11 protein-coding genes are annotated in these 15635 nt (G+C 72.5%); 2 read left to right on the top strand and 9 right to left on the bottom strand.

The genetic code is table 11. The features are described 5' to 3' along the window. Positions 1-22: 22 nt before the first annotated feature. Both lepB and ACQEVZ_RS41185 read right to left on the bottom strand, forming a co-directional pair. Entirely contained in the window at positions 23-520 is a 498-nt protein-coding gene (gene lepB / locus ACQEVZ_RS41180) for a signal peptidase I (RefSeq protein WP_433377777.1), read from the bottom strand. Next, complete coding sequence (locus ACQEVZ_RS41185; RefSeq protein ID WP_344507571.1) at positions 517-816, bottom strand: YciI family protein; 300 nt, start codon at positions 814-816, stop codon at positions 517-519. Before ACQEVZ_RS41185 ends, lepB begins: the two co-directional genes overlap by 4 nt. Before the next feature lie 97 nt (positions 817-913). Between ACQEVZ_RS41185 and ACQEVZ_RS41190 the strand changes: the two genes are divergently transcribed. Continuing rightward, positions 914-1843 carry a response regulator gene (locus tag ACQEVZ_RS41190; protein ID WP_433377782.1) on the top strand — a complete coding sequence of 310 codons (930 nt, stop codon included), beginning with the start codon at positions 914-916 and terminating at the stop codon, positions 1841-1843. Here the strand turns inward: ACQEVZ_RS41190 and ACQEVZ_RS41195 are convergent, their stop codons facing one another. From ACQEVZ_RS41195 to ACQEVZ_RS41215, 5 genes are all read right to left on the bottom strand, one after another. Next, complete coding sequence (locus ACQEVZ_RS41195) at positions 1844-3253, bottom strand: TerD family protein (protein WP_433377785.1); 1410 nt, start codon at positions 3251-3253, stop codon at positions 1844-1846. Positions 3254-3295: 42 nt separating this feature from the next. Then, a complete protein-coding gene (locus ACQEVZ_RS41200) occupies positions 3296-3430 on the bottom strand; it encodes a hypothetical protein (RefSeq protein WP_433377788.1) in 135 nt (44 codons plus the stop codon). Between the two features lie 17 nt (positions 3431-3447). Continuing rightward, entirely contained in the window at positions 3448-3816 is a 369-nt protein-coding gene (locus ACQEVZ_RS41205) for an HNH endonuclease (RefSeq protein WP_354890342.1), read from the bottom strand. A gap of 16 nt (positions 3817-3832) precedes the next feature. Then, complete coding sequence (locus ACQEVZ_RS41210) at positions 3833-6196, bottom strand: putative bifunctional diguanylate cyclase/phosphodiesterase (protein ID WP_433377792.1); 2364 nt, start codon at positions 6194-6196, stop codon at positions 3833-3835. Positions 6197-6270: 74 nt separating this feature from the next. Beyond that, the gene (locus ACQEVZ_RS41215; RefSeq protein WP_433377795.1) at positions 6271-7839 is read right to left on the bottom strand and encodes a putative Ig domain-containing protein; all 1569 of its coding nucleotides are present in this window, start codon (positions 7837-7839) and stop codon (positions 6271-6273) included. 169 nt (positions 7840-8008) lie between these two features. Between ACQEVZ_RS41215 and ACQEVZ_RS41220 the strand changes: the two genes are divergently transcribed. After that, the gene (locus tag ACQEVZ_RS41220) at positions 8009-9616 is read left to right on the top strand and encodes an amidohydrolase (protein WP_433377798.1); all 1608 of its coding nucleotides are present in this window, start codon (positions 8009-8011) and stop codon (positions 9614-9616) included. On the opposite strand, the gene ACQEVZ_RS41225 is transcribed toward ACQEVZ_RS41220, so the two are convergent. Together ACQEVZ_RS41225 and ACQEVZ_RS41230 are read right to left on the bottom strand one after the other, a co-directional pair. Beyond that, entirely contained in the window at positions 9604-14490 is a 4887-nt protein-coding gene (locus tag ACQEVZ_RS41225; protein WP_433377801.1) for an FtsK/SpoIIIE domain-containing protein, read from the bottom strand. The genes ACQEVZ_RS41220 and ACQEVZ_RS41225 overlap by 13 nt on opposite strands. Continuing rightward, entirely contained in the window at positions 14487-15635 is a 1149-nt protein-coding gene (locus tag ACQEVZ_RS41230; protein WP_433377804.1) for a VWA domain-containing protein, read from the bottom strand. Before ACQEVZ_RS41230 ends, ACQEVZ_RS41225 begins: the two co-directional genes overlap by 4 nt.

Genomic DNA, 15635 nt, shown 5'->3' on the forward strand with positions numbered 1-15635 from the left:
CGCAGATGCCGCCGGTCGGCGCTCACCCGGCCACGGCGACGATCCGGTCGCTGGGGACCGTGCCGAGACAACGCGAGTCCATCGACATGCCGCGGCTGTCGCCCATCAGGAACACGTGGCCGGTCGCGACGTGCACGGGCCCGAACCGCCGCGACGCGCACCGGTCGTCCGGGAGGACGTCGAGGTCGGAGTTCTCGCCGAGGTATGGCTCGTCGAGGGCGATCCCGTCGACCGTCACCCACCCCCGGACGTCGCAGCAGGCGATCTCCGACCCGCCGACCGCCACGACCCGCGCCACGGACGCGCCGCGCCGGTCCCACGACGAGGGTGCGGTGAAGACGACGACGTCGCCGGCGTGCGGCTGGTACGAGCCCGGTGGCACGCGCTTGGCCGTGAACCGCTGATCCGCGCTGAACTTCGGCTTCATGGCGTCGGTGGCCATCGTGTACTCGACGCGGTCGTCCGCGGCGGTGCAGCCGGCCAGCAGCAGCGCCGCGCAGAGCAGGATCCGCGGGGTCACGGGCGCCCCCGCAGCAGCGAGACGCGGAACTCCCGCAGCTCGCCGGTCGCGAACCCGCCGGCGATCGCGGGATCCTCTTCCATGATCCGCCGTGCCGCCGCCTCGTCGGGCGCCTCGAAGACCGCCACGCCGGTGTTGGTCTCGCCGAGCGTCGGACCCGCCAGGATCAGCACCCCGTCGGCCAGGAGCCGCTGCAACCGCTCGAAGTGCAGGCCCCAGGCGGCCCGCTCCTCGTCGGTCATGGTCGCCGCGAAGTCGGCCCGCGGCGGGTGAATGAAGTAGATCCATTCGGCCATGGCACCGATCGTCCCACGGGCCGCGCGGCGCCGGGATCTCTGCACCCTGCTTGGTTGATAAGCGTAAAATGTCCGGATACGAGGCACGACGGGGGCGATGCCGGTGGAGACGACTACGACGGTCGGCTACCGATTGCTGTTCCAGCACGCTCCCGCGGCGCTGCTGGTGCTGGATCCGCAGCTGACGATCGTCGACGCCAGCGACGCGTACCTGGCCGCCACGATGCGCACCCGCCACGGCCTGATCGGGCGGCACGTGTTCGAAGCGTTCCCCGTCAACCCCGACGACCCGGACGCGCCGGGGGTCGCGTCGCTCGAGGCCTCGCTGCGGCGCGTGCTGCGGGAGCAGACGACCGACGTGATGGCGATCCACCAGTACGACATCCCGCGCGTCGGCGGCGGCTTCGAGAAGCGGTTCTGGGCGCCGGTCAGCGTGCCCGTGTGCGACGAGGACGGCCGGCTGCGCTGGATCGTGCACCGCGTGGACGACGTCACCGCCTACGTGGAGTCCCAGCCGGACGGGCTGCGGTTCGCGCAGCTGGCCGAGCAGCTGCGCAGCAGCGATCGCCGTCAGCGAGCCCGACGAGCCGGCCACCATCTTCACCGTCCGCCTGCCGACCCGTCAGCCGCTGCCGTCGGCGACCTCAGGGAGCTGAGGGCGGCGATGGCGACGGTACTGATCGCGGAGGACGTCGAGGACCTGACGTATGCGCTGACCCGGCTGCTCACCCGGGCCGGCTTCACGGTCCGCACCGCACCGGACGGCGCGCGGACGCTCGCCGAGGTGCGGGCCGAGCTCCCGGACCTGCTGCTGCTGGACCTCGTGATGCCGCGGCTGAACGGGCTGGACGTCTGCCGCGCGCTGCGCGCCGACCCGGCCACCGCCGGCGTGCCGATCCTCATGCTGTCGGCCTACGCCATGCCCGCCGACCTGCAGGCCGGCCTCGACGCCGGCGCCGACGACTACATGATGAAACCGTTCCAGAGCGACGAGCTGATCGCCCGCTGCACCGCGCTGATCAAGTGATCAGACCTCGTACGGCTGGACCACCACGAAGTGGCCCTGCAACCCCATGAACTGCAGCGCGAGGCCCTCACCGCTGTCGCCGGCGTAGAGCTGCCGCGACACCCTGACCTGCGTCGTCACCGACACCCGCATGCCGGAGGTCCAGGCGACGACGGCCTTCATGTCGGCGAACGTCGGCCCCTGGCACAGCAGCGTCACCGGCGTGCCCCGGGTCATGACCACGATCGCGCCCTGCCCGGACACCACCAGGTGGAACATGCCGCCGCCCGGGATGCCGGGGCTCTCGATCCGCGCGATCTCCGTCTGCAGGGTGGCGTCGAACGCGAGCACGTTGTCGGCGTTGACGCACAGCGACTGGCCGTTGAGCTCGACGATGTGCAGGTCGGTGGCGTTCTCGGCGAGGAACACCTCGCCCTGGCCCTTGCACGTCATCAGCTTCAGGCCCTGGCCGGTGACGGCGCCCTCGAACATCGCCCGCAGGCCGCCGGAGCCCTTGTAGATGAACTCGACGTCGCCCTGGTAGGCGACCATCGACCCGCGCCGCGCGTGCACCTCCGGCCCGAGCGTCACCTTCACCATCTTGCTGCTCTGCTTCGTCCACCGGCCGGTGGTCGGCGCCTCCCGGTACTTGTCCAGGCTCGTCATGACCCCGGGCCGGACCCGCTCGGGCTGCGGCGGCACCGGTGCACCGTGTGGCACCGGTCCACCGTGTTGCGGCGGCCGGTGTTGTACGGGTGGTGGCGGCGGCGCGAAGGACTGCGGCGCCTGGACGGGCGGCGGCGCTTGTACGGGCCGCGGCGCTTGGACTGGCGGCGTTGCTTGCACGGGCGGTGGCGCGAATGCCGGTGGCGCCTGCACAGGCGGCGGTGCTGGCTCCGGCTCTTCGTCCACGGTCCCGCCGTAGGAGCGGATCAGGTCCGCCAGCCCGCCGGCGAAACCCTGCCCGACGGCGCCGACCCGCCAGACCCCCTTGCGGTACACGTCGCCGATGATGATCGCCCGCTCGGCGCCGAAGTCCGCGCCGGTGAAGCCGTACCGCACGACCTCCTGCCCACCGGCCACGATCCGGATGTGCCCCGACCGCAGCTGCCGGGCGGTGCCGGCCCCGTCGATCGACGCGCAGAACGACAGCTTCGCGATCTTCTCCGGCACCCTGCTCAGCACGGCCCGGAACCCCTCGGTGTCCCCGCCCTGCGGGCCGACCTTCTGGATCGATCCCTCCGGCGAGCTCGGCTGGTTGAAGAAGATGAAGTACGCGTCGTCGGCCATCCTGTTGGCCGCGTCGAGCCCGAAGCACGAGATGTCCCACGTCAGCCCGGGCCCGTCCAGGAACACCCCGACGTACAGCTCGTCCGCGCTGGTCAGCGCCGACAGCGGGCTCTTCTGTCCCCGGGTGAACACCTGAGCCACGTGCCCCTCCTCGGCCTCAACATCATCGCGTCCCTGAAGAACCTACCGCGCCCCACGGAGGCGCTGCAGCGGCACGTACAGGCCACGGTGGGCGACGAGCGCGGCCCGCGCCTGCGGCGGTGCGGCGCCGGACAGCGAGTGATCCCGCCACCTGGCGGCGGCCTGTTGCGCGGCCACTCGGTCATGCGGGCAGCTTAGAGCGCGGGGCGGGCGTCGCGGTGGCGGCGCAGGGCGTCCAGATCCGGCCAGACGCGGGGGTTGATCGGCAGGTGAAGAGACTGGCCGTGCCAGTGGCGGTAGGTGGCGTCGGTGATCGACTCGGCGACGTGGACGGTGTAGTCGTCGTCGAGCCACAGCAGGTGGGCGTCGAAGAGGTTGTGCAGGTCGGCCCGCAGGAGCAGGCAGTTGGTCACGGCGTCGGCCGCGGGGCCTGTGGCGGGTCCGATGTGGGCGGCCTCCAGCACGTCCCGGGTGGCCACGCTACTGATGGCGCAGCGTCCCTCGTACGCGGCGAGCAGCTGGTCACGCAGCTTCAGCCGCCGCGGGCGGACGGTCAGCGACATCGGACCTCCCTGGTGGTCAGGCGTGGGCGGGGCGCCGCAGGGCGTGGCGTTCGAGGTCGGCGGGGAGCAGCGGGCGGGCGTAGTGGTAGCCCTGGGCGTAGCGGTAGCCGAGGCGGCGCAGCTCGGCGGCCTGTTCGGCGGTCTCCACGCCCTCGGCGACGGCGCGCAGGTGCAGGCCGTTGCTGATGTCGATGAGCGCGGCGGCGATGACCGCGTGCTCGCCGCCGTGGGTGACGGTGTCGACGAACGACTTGTCGACCTTCAGCAGGTCGACGGGGCAGGTGCGCAGCAGGCCGAGCGAGGAGTGGCCGGTGCCGAAGTCGTCGAGGGCGACCGCGACGCCGAGCGCCTTGAGCGCGTGCAGGGTCTCCACGGCGGTGCCACCGTCGAAGACGGCCGTCTCGGTGACCTCGATGGTGAGGCGGTGGGCCGGCAGGCCGGTGCGGCGCAGGACGGCGGCGACGTCGGCGGCGAAACCGGCCTCGCGCAGCTGGCGGGCGGAGACGTTGACGCTGACGATGGCCGGGGCGTCCGGGCCGAGCTCGAACTGCCAGCGGGCCGCCTGCGTGCACGCCTCGGCGAGGATCCACGCGCCGAGGGGCACGATCAGGCCGGTGCGCTCCGCCGCCGGGATGAACTCGGCCGGCGAGATCGGGCCGCGCTCGGGGTGGTTCCAGCGGACGAGGGCCTCCACGCCGTACAGGGACCCGTCGGTGATGTCGACGATCGGCTGGTACACCAGGTGCAGCTGCCCGGTGTCCAGCGCGGTCCGCAGGTCGGCGGCGACGCGGGCCTGCTCGGCGCCGCGCTGGTCCATCGCGGACGTGTAGACGCTGAAGCGGCCCTTGCCCTGGTTCTTCGCCTCGTACATCGACACGTCGGCGCGGCGCAGCAGCTCCGCGGCGGTGTCGCCGGGCCGGGCGCCGGCGAGGCCGATGCTGGCCTCGACGACGAGGTCGTGCCCGGCCGCCTGCAGTGGGCGGCGCAGCTCCGCGGTGAGCGTGTTCAGCGCCGACTCGTGCGCGGCCTGGTCGGTGCCGTGCAGCAGCAGCGCGTACTCGTCACCGCCGAGCCGGGCGACGGTGCTGCCGGCGGGCACGTGCGCGGTCAGCACGGCGGCGACCGCCTGCAGCAGCGCGTCGCCGACCGCGTGTCCGAGCTGGTCGTTGATGCCCTTGAAGTTGTCCAGGTCGATCACGGCGACGCTGAGCGCCACCGACCCGCCGCCGAGCGCCGTCGTGGTCGCCTCGGCGAAGACCGTGCGGTTGGCGAGGCCGGTCAGCGCGTCATGGCCGGCCTGGTGGGCGAGCTTGCGCTGGTACGAGTGGAGATCGCGCAACCGGGAGTCGAGCTGTTTCACGAGCCGGGCGTTGTCGTGCAGCCGGGCGTCGAGCTCCTGCAGCAGGGCGGCGTTGTCGCGCAGCGCGATGATCTGCCGGGCGGCGACGAGGACGGTGACGGTGATCGCGCCGACGGCCACGACGACGACGTCCGCGGAATCCTGGATCGTCGACACCAGCAGCAGCGCACCGGTGGCGACGACCGCCGCGTACGGCATGACGCTCAGCCGCCGGCCGGGCAGGCGGTCCGGGGGCGGCGGGACACCCAGCGCCCGCACCTGCCGGTCGGCGGCCAGGCACAGCACCAGGCAGGTCGCCGGCAGGATCAGGTGGGAGGTGTTGAGGTGCGGCCGGGACGCCAGCAGCGGCGCGAGGGCCCCGCCGCCCGCACCGACCGCGCCGGTGAGCGCGAGCAGGTGCAGCGCCCGCCGGTCGATCGGCCCGGTGCCGGTGAACGCGACCTTGATGAACGCGAAGACGCAGATGAAGCCGCCGCCGACCACGGTGAGCGCCGACCAGGTGTCGCCGGCGCTGCCCGCGAACCACGACTCCCACCGCGGGTACACCAGATGCCAGGCGAACGTGATGGTGGTGACGATCACCGTGGCGATGTCCAGGCCGAAGCGGGTCCAGGCCCCGCCGGTCCGCCGGATGCCCGGGATGCGCAGCAGGCCGATCATCATGACCAGCAGGCCGCTCAGGTAGATCGCCGACGTGACGCCGCTGACGTGCTGGTTGCGGTCCACGCCGACCAGGTTGTCGCGGGCGTTGCTCATCGCGCCGCAGCCGACCAGCACGAGGCCGACGCTCACGTACCGCCAGAAGGTCCGCTGCGGACCGCCGGCCCGCCACGAGCTGGTGGCGGCGACCGGGACGCTGACCAGCAGCGTCGACCATCCGAGCAGCGCCGGCGTCCGGTACACCAGACCGACCGCGAACCAGAGGGCGGCCACCACCACGAGACCGGCGGTGATCGCCAGGGGTGCGGTCAGTCGCAGCGGCGTCACCGAACCGTCAGAGGGCGGGGACGTCACGTTCATGGCCGCACCATCGGTCCGTGACCGCCCGGCATGAGGCCCGCACCCGGTTTACTCCGGGTGCGGGCCCCCGCGGGTCAGCTGACCGTGACGGCCAGGTCGTCCAGGACGAAGGACGTCTGCAGCGACGAGTCCTCGGTGCCGTTGAACTTCAGGGTGACGGTCTGGCCGGCGAACGCGTTCAGGCTGTAGGTCTTGGCCTGGTACCCGGTGGCCTTGTTCAGGTTGGAGAGCGTGCCGAGCGTGGTGGAGCCCGCGGTGACGGTGAGCTTGTCGTACGCCGTCGTGGTGGTGGTCTCGGCGGTGTCGATGTGGACGTAGAAGGTCAGGGTCGCGGAGCAGCCGGCGGGGATGGTGACCGCCTGGGAGATGGACTCGGTGTGGGTGGAGCCGTAGCCGAGCAGCCACGCCGAGAACGTGCCGGTGCGGGCGGGCTGGCCCTGCGACGCCCACTGGCCGATGGCGCCGGTCGTGCCGGTCCACGAGGTGGCACCGGACTCGAAGCCGGGGTTGAGCAGCTTCTGGCCGCTGCACGTGCCGCCGCCGCCACCGGTGACCGTCCAGCCGAACGACGCCGTGCCGCTCGCGCCCGTGGTGTCCGTCGCCGTGACCGTCGACGTGGTGGTCTGGGCGGTCGTCGGGGTGCCGGAGATGAGGCCGGTGCTGGAGTTGATGGTGAGACCCGCGGGCAGGCCGGTCGCCGAGTAGGTCAGCGTCTGGCCCGAACCGGACGACGAGGCCGAGATCTGCAGCGACTTCGCCGTGCCGACCGTCGCGGTCTGCGCGCCCGGGTTGGTGACGGTGACCGTGTTGCCGGTGCCGGCGGGCTTGGTGAGCAGGCAGCCGGCGATCGTCAGGTCGATGGCCCGCGACGAGTTGAGGCAGGTGGTGAACCAGTAGGTCTGCTCACCGTAGCTCTGGCCCTGCACGACCGTGACGTTGCCGTTCGCGTCGACCTCGCACGGGTTGTTCAGCGTGCAGCGGGCGCCGTCGTCGTTACCGGTGTTGTTGATGCCGATGACGGTGTTGTTCGCGGACGACACGATCGGCGAGCCGGACGTGCCGTGCGTGGTCTGGCAGCCCGTGTTGTAGCGGATCGAGTCGTGCCAGGTCCACTGGTCCTCGCGCAGCGTCGGCACGAAGCCGTTGATGGTGCAGGTCCAGACCTGCTTCCAGTAGCTGGACGGGATCGTCATCGCCGCGCCGTCGGCCGGGTGGGTGCCGGCGATCGTCAGGGCGGTGGTGTTGAAGCTGGTCTTGATCTGCGCGAACGTCTGGGTCAGCTGGTACAGCGCGACGTCCGTGTTCGTCATCGTCGCGTAGATCAGCTTGTCGGCGCGCACGGTGCCCAGCGAGTTGCCGGTGTTGCCCAGCAGCGTGCCGGTGCGCGAGCTGGTGCGGTTCTGCAGCACGACGCCGGCGTTGATGAAGCCGCCCTCGTAGCAGTGCCCGTTGGTGAGCAGCATCGCCCGGTCGCTGTCGACCGACGTGGGGTACCGGACCAGAGCACCGGAGCAGTTGTTCAGGGCGATCGTCGCCGTCAGGCCGGTGACCTGGACCGCCTGGGCGGGTGCCGGCCCGGCGACGACGCTCGCGGCGACGGCGAGCATTGCCGCGCCGATCGCGATGACCCGTCTTGTGCGCATGGGTGGGTGGTCCCTTCGGGTTGGGGGGAAACGCAGCGGGCGCCCGCGGGGATACCGCGAACACTTCGCCGACCGTCGATGTGGTGATGGCACCATCACATCGACGGGCATGCAGGTCAACGGGGCGGACCCTTTGCGTACCCCCACCGTTGCCGTCATGCTGCCCTGCATGAGTGCGCTGTTGTTCATCGGCGGCCGGATCTTCGGCTCGCCCGCCGCGGACGCGGTCGCCGTCCGGGACGGCCGGATCGTCGCCGTCGGTCCCCGCGCCACGGTGCTGCCCGAACTGGCCGGCGGTGCCTTCGACGTCGTCGACCTGGACGGACGCGCGCTCGTGCCCGGCCTGCAGGACGCCCACATCCACCCCGTCTCCGGGGCCCTGGAGCGGCTGCGCTGCGACCTCACGCCGTGGCACACGAAGGCCGAGTACCTGGCCGCCGTCGCCGCGTACCCCGGTTCCGGCTGGATCACCGGCGGCGGCTGGTCGATGGCCGCGTTCCCCGGCGGCCTGCCGCACCGCGACGACCTGGACGCCGTCGCCCCCGACCGGCCCGTCTTCCTGCCCAACCGCGACCACCACTCGGCGTGGGTGAACAGCCGCGCGCTGTCCCTGGCGGGCATCTCCCGCGTCACGGCGGACCCTCCGGACGGCCGGATCGAGCGGGACGCCGCAGGCGAGCCGACCGGGGTGCTGCACGAGGGCGCCATGGACCTGGTCACCGGCCTGCTGCCGGCCGACACCGCCGAGGACTACGACCGCGCGCTCGCCGAGGCTCAGCGGCACCTGTTCAGTCTCGGCGTCACCGGCTGGCAGGATGCGATCGTCGGTGCGTATGCCGGTGCTCGCGACCAGTTCGACACCTACCTGTCCGCGGACGCCGCCGGTGCACTGCGCGCCCGCGTCACCGGTGCGCTGTGGTGGGACCGCGCGGGCGACGAATCGCAGATCGCCTTCTTCGAGTCCCGCCGCGCCGCCGCCTCCCACGGCCGCTTCCGCGCCACCGCGGTGAAGATCATGCAGGACGGTGTCGCGGAGAACTTCACCGCCGCGATGATCGACCCGTACGTCGGTCAGGGCGCCCACTGCGGCCACTCCAACGTCGACCCCGCCCACCTCGCCCGGTACGTCTCCCTGCTGTCCGCCGCCGGCTTCGGCGTCCACTTCCACGCCATCGGCGACCGCGCCGTCCGCGAGTGCCTGGACGCCGTCGCCGCCGCAGGCCCGTCGACGGCCCGTCATCACCTCGCCCACCTGCAGGTCGTCCACCCCGCCGACGTGCCGCGGTTCGCCGCCCTGGACGTCACCGCCAACATCCAGGCCCTCTGGGCCACCCACCACGAGCAGAACGACACCCTCTGCGTCCCGTTCTTCGGCCCCGAACGCTCCGGCTGGCAGTACCCGTTCGGCTCGATCGCCCGCGCCGGCGGCCGCCTCGCCGCCGGCAGCGACTGGCCGGTGACGACCCCGAACCCGTGGTGGGCCATCCACGTCGCCGTCCACCGCACCGAACCCCCGGTCTCCGCCGAGGCCGACTGGCCGACCTCCCAGGTCCCGATGCTCCCTCGCGAGGCCCTGACCGTGGAGCAGGCCCTGACCGCGTACACCCTCGGCTCCGCCTACGTGAACGGCACCGACGACCTGACGGGCTCCATCGAGCCCGGCAAGGCCGCCGACCTGGTCGTCCTGGACCGCGACCCCTTCGAACCCGACGCCAAGCTCTACGACACCGCCGCCGACCTCGTCTTCATCGACGGCCAGGTCGTTCACGAACGCTGAACGTCGAGCCTGACCGGCCGCCCGTCGAGCGTCATCGCGGCGTCGGTGAAGACGACGGCAGGCGTGTTGAGGTCTGACAGCTCCCGAGCGGCAAGGGACGGCTCCTCCTGCGTCGAATCCCTGGCCAGCACGAGGTGGAAGCCGAGATCATGGGCTTGAGGCAGGAACGGCAACACCGGTTCCATCGGCCCGACGGCATCGGGACCGACCTCGCTGGTGACGACCCACATCTCCGCTCCGGTCCACCAGGTCCGCATCAGCAGGTCCTGAGCCGAAACGGTCCGACTCGGTTGGCGGCTGCGGAGTATGTCGCGAAGGTCCAGCACGTCGGCAGCGCCTCCGCGGAACATGTAGCCGTCGGCCCAGTCGGCGATCACGGCCAGAAACTGCTCGGCGACGGCGCCGGTTCCTTCGATGATCAGATGGGGATCCTGGGCGAAATCGAGCACTGCTTCACTGCCGTCGTCCTCATACACGCCGATGCGCAACCGCAGATCCGGCTCGACACGCGGCGCCCACTCGCCGGACCAGGCGTCTGCCAGCTCGCCGACATAGGCATGATGGTTGCCGCCGACCTCTCGAGTCGGTGCCGCCAGCTGGACCCGCCTACGACCGTCGGTCTGGCCGTGGCCCGGGCGGCTCAGCTGGATCCGGCGGGCGTCGTCCACGGAGAACCGTGACGTCGTGGGGTCCTCCAATGACAGCTCGACCAGCGTGTCCATGCTGGCGAGGTCCGATCGGTATCCGACCCACTCCGGGCAGGTCGTCACGAGGCGGACGTGATCGCCGAGGAAGAGCAGGTCGCGGATCTCCGGACAGTGGCGCATGACCCTGCGCCAGTTGTCGACGACCACCACGACCGGCGGGCCTTCGCCGGCCGGGCGGCGCTTGAGGAAGGCCACCAGCCGGCGCAGTCCCTGGTCGTCGTCGCGGTGGAAGACGCCGCCGACGAACGGCAGGCCGGCAATGGTGTTGAGGCCGCCACCGAGGCAGTACACGTGACAGGGCTCGCCCCGGCGGGCCAGGGCGAGCACCACGGTCTGCAAGGCGGTCGTGGTGCCGCTGCCACGTTCGCCGACGATCGCGACGTGTCCGGACAGGTCGAGTGTCAGCGGTGCCTGGCGGTGCTCCCGCGGCAGGTCGACCAGGCCGATCGTGACGCCGTCGGCCGGCAGGTCACCGAGCGCGACGACCTCGGGCAGCGGGGGCAGCCAGATCTGGTGCACGGGCCCCCCGAGCCCGGCGAGCCGAGCGGCGAGGAGATCGGGCAGCAGCCTGACCTGGAACGTGCGGCGACTGTCATCCGTCGCGCTCCACAGGTAGCCCTCCTCGAGCGCCGCGGACGGATCGGATGCTTCGAGGTCCCCGGCCATCAGTCGGAACGTCAGGTAGTCGCTCAGCCCTCCAAGCAGACGTGCGCGCACGGTCGGCATGTTCACGAGGAGGTGGATGCCTACCGACGGCCCGATGCGGCAGACGTCGATGAGCGTGTCCAGGATCGAGGGCCGCGCGGCGTCCAACCTGCTGGGTTTGTCGACGACGATGAGGAGGCGCGGGAGGCGCCCGGCGGACGGTTGTCGCCGGCGGTCGATCTCGCCGGCGACGACCTCCTCGAACCGTTCGATGAGCGACGGCGCACTGCCCGTGCCGAGGACGAGCCCGGCGAGGTGCGGAAGCGACTCGAGCCCGGCGAACCCGCTGCCCTCGTCGAGGTCGACCACGAGGATGTTCAGGTCCGCCGGACTGTTGGTGAGTGCGAGGCCGAGGACGATGGTTCGCAGAAGCTCGGTCCGATCGGAGCCCGTCGCGTCCAGGAGGACGCCATGGGGGCCGGTGCCGCCTTCGCTCGGGTCGCGCAGGTCGAGCAGAACAGGGTTGCCGTCCGGATCGGTGCCGACCGGGACGGTCAGGTTGCCGGGCACGGACCAGGCTTGTTCGGGGTCGAACGTCAGCGGGTCGAAGCCGAACAGGGCGGCCGGTTCGTCTGCGGTGGGGATGGGCGGATCGAGGGCGAACTTCCGCGCCGGGTGACGGTGACCTGCGGCCAGCAGCTCGCCGGTGGCGCGTCGGGTGGGGTCGGCGGGCAGGACGACCACCGGAACCGCGAGGGAGCTCAGCTCCGATACCACGGGGTTGTCGGCGGATGACCGGGCGAACACGATCAGGTGCAGCCGCAGGTCACGGCCGTGCACGAGCCAGCTGCTCAGTGCGCTCAGCCTCGCCCGATCGCCGTCGGCGAGCACCCACAGGTCGGCGAGCATCCACAGGTCGGGGCCGGCTCTCCTGGTGCCGGTCGATTGCCGCAGCTCTTCGGCGAGGCGTTCCGCTTGATCGGGGCTGACGATCTCGCCGGAGACGGATCGCTCGATCGCCTGACGCACCCTCAGCCGGTCCTCGGGGAGGCCACCGAAGACGAGGAGGTGCGGGTCGGCGGCGAAGTCGACGGCGAACTCGGCACCGTCCGACTCGAAGGTGCCGAGCCGGACCCGTCGGAGCGGCTCCGCGCGGCGGTCGGCGGCGAGTTCGCGGACGAAGGCCTCGTGTGAGCCGCCGAGCTCGCTGATGGGCAGGGCGATCTGCAGGCGTCGCCGCCCGTCGCCGGTCAGGGCGCGGCCGGGTTCGTCGCGCCAGAGTTGCCGGGCGTCGTGGGCGGAGATCTCGGAGGTCTCCGGTTCGTCGAGGCGGAGTTCGATCATCGTGCCGAACTCTGCGAGGTCGGCCTCGTCGAACCGGTTCCAGCGCTCGTCGGCGGCCACGATCACCGTCTGGCGACCACGCAGCAGCTCCCCGAGGTCCGGATACCGGTCACGGATGCTGTTCCAGCCGTCGACGACCAGCACTGTGTAGGGCGACGGGTGGCGCCGCAGCGACGCGATCGTCGTGGCCACCAGGTCGTCCCACGGTTCGAAGACGTCGATGACGACGGGCAGGTCGATCAGCGATCCGAGCCCCCCGCCGATGCAGTAGACGCTGTACGGGCGCATCGTCCGGCTCAGGGCGGTGACCACCGTCAGCAGGGTCGTCGTCTTTCCCGAACGGCGCCCGCCGATGACGGCGAGGTGGCCGGAGGCGCCCGACAGGTCGATCGTGAACGGTCGGCGGCGGTGTTCGCGGGGGATGTCGACCTCGCCGATGACGACACCGTCGGCCGGTAGTGCGCCGAGGGCCAGCTCCTTCGGCAGCGGCGGGAGCCACACCTGGTGCACCGGGCCGCCCTGGCCGGCCATGGCGCGCACGAGGAGGTCGAGCAGCGTGTCCGCGCGTGGGCGCCGGTACGGGTCGAAGACGTCGTCCCAGGTCGGGGGCGGCGGCGGGTACGGGCCGGAGACGTACGCGGCGCGGAAGCGGTGCGGGGCGTCGTCGCGCGTGCGTAGGTAGCCGTGGCCCGGACCGTACGGGAGGGCGGACGCGTCAGGGGCGCCGATGGCGTCCTGGGACTCGGACGCGGAGCCGGTGCGCAGGGCGATCCGGAGGGACAGGTCGGCCTCGAGACCGCGCAGCCAGCCCCGCTGGACGCGCTGGCCGGCCAGCAGGAGGTGGATGCCGAGAGCGCGGCCGTGCCGGCCGATCGTCACGAACGTCTCGATGAGCGACGGGTCCGTGGTGAGCATGGCGTCGAACTCGTCGACGACGACGAGCAGGTGCGGGCGGCGTTCAGTGAACGGCTCCTGACGGCGCACCACCTCGCCTTGCACGACGTCCTTGAACCGGTCGACGAGGGACAGGTCGTCGCCCAGGTTGAGGGCCAGGCCGGCGAGGTGGGGGAGCGTCTCGAAGCCGGCGAAGGTGGCGCCGCCGCGGAAGTCGACGGGGAGGATGTTGAGCTCGGCCGGGCTGTTGGTGGCGGCGAGGCCGAGGATGAGGGTCCGCAGCAGCTCGGACTTGCCGGAGCCGACCGCGCCGACGACGAGGCCGTGCGGGCCCGTGCCGCCGTGGCCAGGTTCGCGTAGGTCGAGCAGCACCGGGCGGCCGTCCGGGTCGGTGCCGATCGGGACGGTCAGGTCGCCGGGCGTGGCCCATGCCGCGGCGGGGTCGAAGGTCAACGGGTCGATGCCGTACAGGGTGGAGAACGGCACGGCCTGGAAGCCGTCGGCGGGCTCCTCGACGACCGGGCGGCGGGGCGGGGGCGGGACGAGCCGCTTCAACGTCTCGAGGACGTCGCCGGCGAGCGGGCGTAGGTCCGGGTCGGTGCGGGTGGTCCGCTCCAGCTGCAGGGCGATGGCCCGCACGTCGGTGCCGGGCAGGAGCGCCAGCTCGCCAAGTTCGGCGACGGCCGACAGTCGCAGCTCGAGCGACGGTGCGTCCGCGGCGGTGAGGGCCTTGGCGAGCCGGTCGTCCAGCGACGTCCGCGGGCGGAGGCGGCCGGTCATGGCGACGAACCACTCGCGGGTCAGGGCGGGGCCGCCGGCGGAGGTGCGGTTCGCGGCGAGCCAGTCGGCGGCGCGGGCGGGGTCGACCAGGTTCAGGGCGGTGAGGCGCTGGGCGTGTTCGAGTTCGGGCTGGGTGTGCCAGGTCGGGTGCTGGTCGGTGTACTGCTCCAGCAGCACCGCGACGCGCGCCGGTCGTTCGGGGCCGAAGCGGGCCACGAGGGAGGCGAGCAGCGCGTCGCGCAGGGTGGGGTCGATCTCGTACAGGTCCTCGCCGACCTCGCGGAACACGGGCGACAGCAGCAGGGCGGCCTCGGCCTCGAACGGCAGGACGGCCGGCGGGTCGAGGAAGAAGTTGATGCGCAGCAGGTGCAGCAGGCCCGCGTCGACGGCGACCGGGACCGCCGCGTGGCAGGCCAGCTCCAGCGCGCCCGCGGGCAGGCGGGACCGGGCCGCGGCGAGGCCGGCCGCGACGGGGGAGGAGCGCACCCACGAGCCGGCGGTCACAGCGGCCTCGGCACGGGGAACGGGCGGCCGCGCAGCACGTCGACCGCCTGGTACATGCCGGCGCGGGTCAGCGGGAACATCGGCACGTGCCGGGCGACCTGCTCGGCGGTGCTGCGCCGCCAGCGGGCCGCCGGGACCGGGTTCAGCCAGGTGAGGGCGCCCGCGGCGGACCGCAGCGCCTTGCCGAGCGCGACCGTGTCGAGCAGCCGGGCGGGGCTGAGCGTGCCGCGGGCCGCGCCGGCGTCGCTGATGACGGCGGCGCCGGTGGTCGCGGCGACCGTGTCGAGCACCTCGCGCAGGGGGAGCGGCGAGGTCAGCGCGGGATCGCCGTACACGGTGCCGTCCAGCAGCGGCTCGACGGACGGCAGGACCGCGTCGAGCGCCGGGTCGAACGGATCCGGCACGGCGGACAGCAGTGCGGGATCCGCCGCGCCGGCCGTGTTGTGGAAGTAGACGACGGTGAGCGCGCTGAGCCGGCCGGCGCGCCGGACCGCCTGCTCGACGTGCTCGACGTACCGGTGGAACGGGGCCATCGAGCCCTGCCGGTCCACGAGCAGCAGCAGCCGGGTCGTGTTGCGGCGGGCCGGCACCAGGACCGGGGGCACGGGCACGCCGAGGCGCGCCGAGCGGCGCAGGGTCTCGTCGACGTCGAGCTCGACGGGTGGGCCGTGCCGGGTCGGGCGGCGCAGCCCGCGCCACACCTGGACGATCTCGCGTTCGGTCAGCGGGTACTGCGGGGTCAGCACCAGCGTCGTGTCGATCCGCCCGGTGCCGGGAGGAGCCGCGGGAAGGTCCCGGTTCGGCGCGGCGACAGGCGGCGGCGCGGGCTCCGGGGAGGCCGGCTGCGCCGTCGGCGCATCCACAATGGACGGCGGTGGCAAAGGTGCGGGATCCGCAGTGGCAACCGGTGCGGGAGCCATGAGGATCCACTGTGGAGCGTCGATCCGGGCGAACGCCGCCCGCACCATGTCCGCCTCCGCCGCGGTCTTCGCCCACAGCGTCACGCACAGCTCCGTCAGCGCGGCGCCGGACGTCCAGCCGAACCCGGCGGCGAGGGCGCGGCGCAGCGCGTCGCAGTCGTCGACGCCGAGCGGCAGGCCCCGCCGGCGCAGCTGGTCGATGAGCGCGTGGACGAACGGCGGCAC

The sequence above is a fragment of the Dactylosporangium sp. CA-152071 genome (genome assembly GCF_050936335.1).
GTDB classification, from domain to species: Bacteria; Actinomycetota; Actinomycetes; order Mycobacteriales; family Micromonosporaceae; genus Dactylosporangium; species Dactylosporangium maewongense.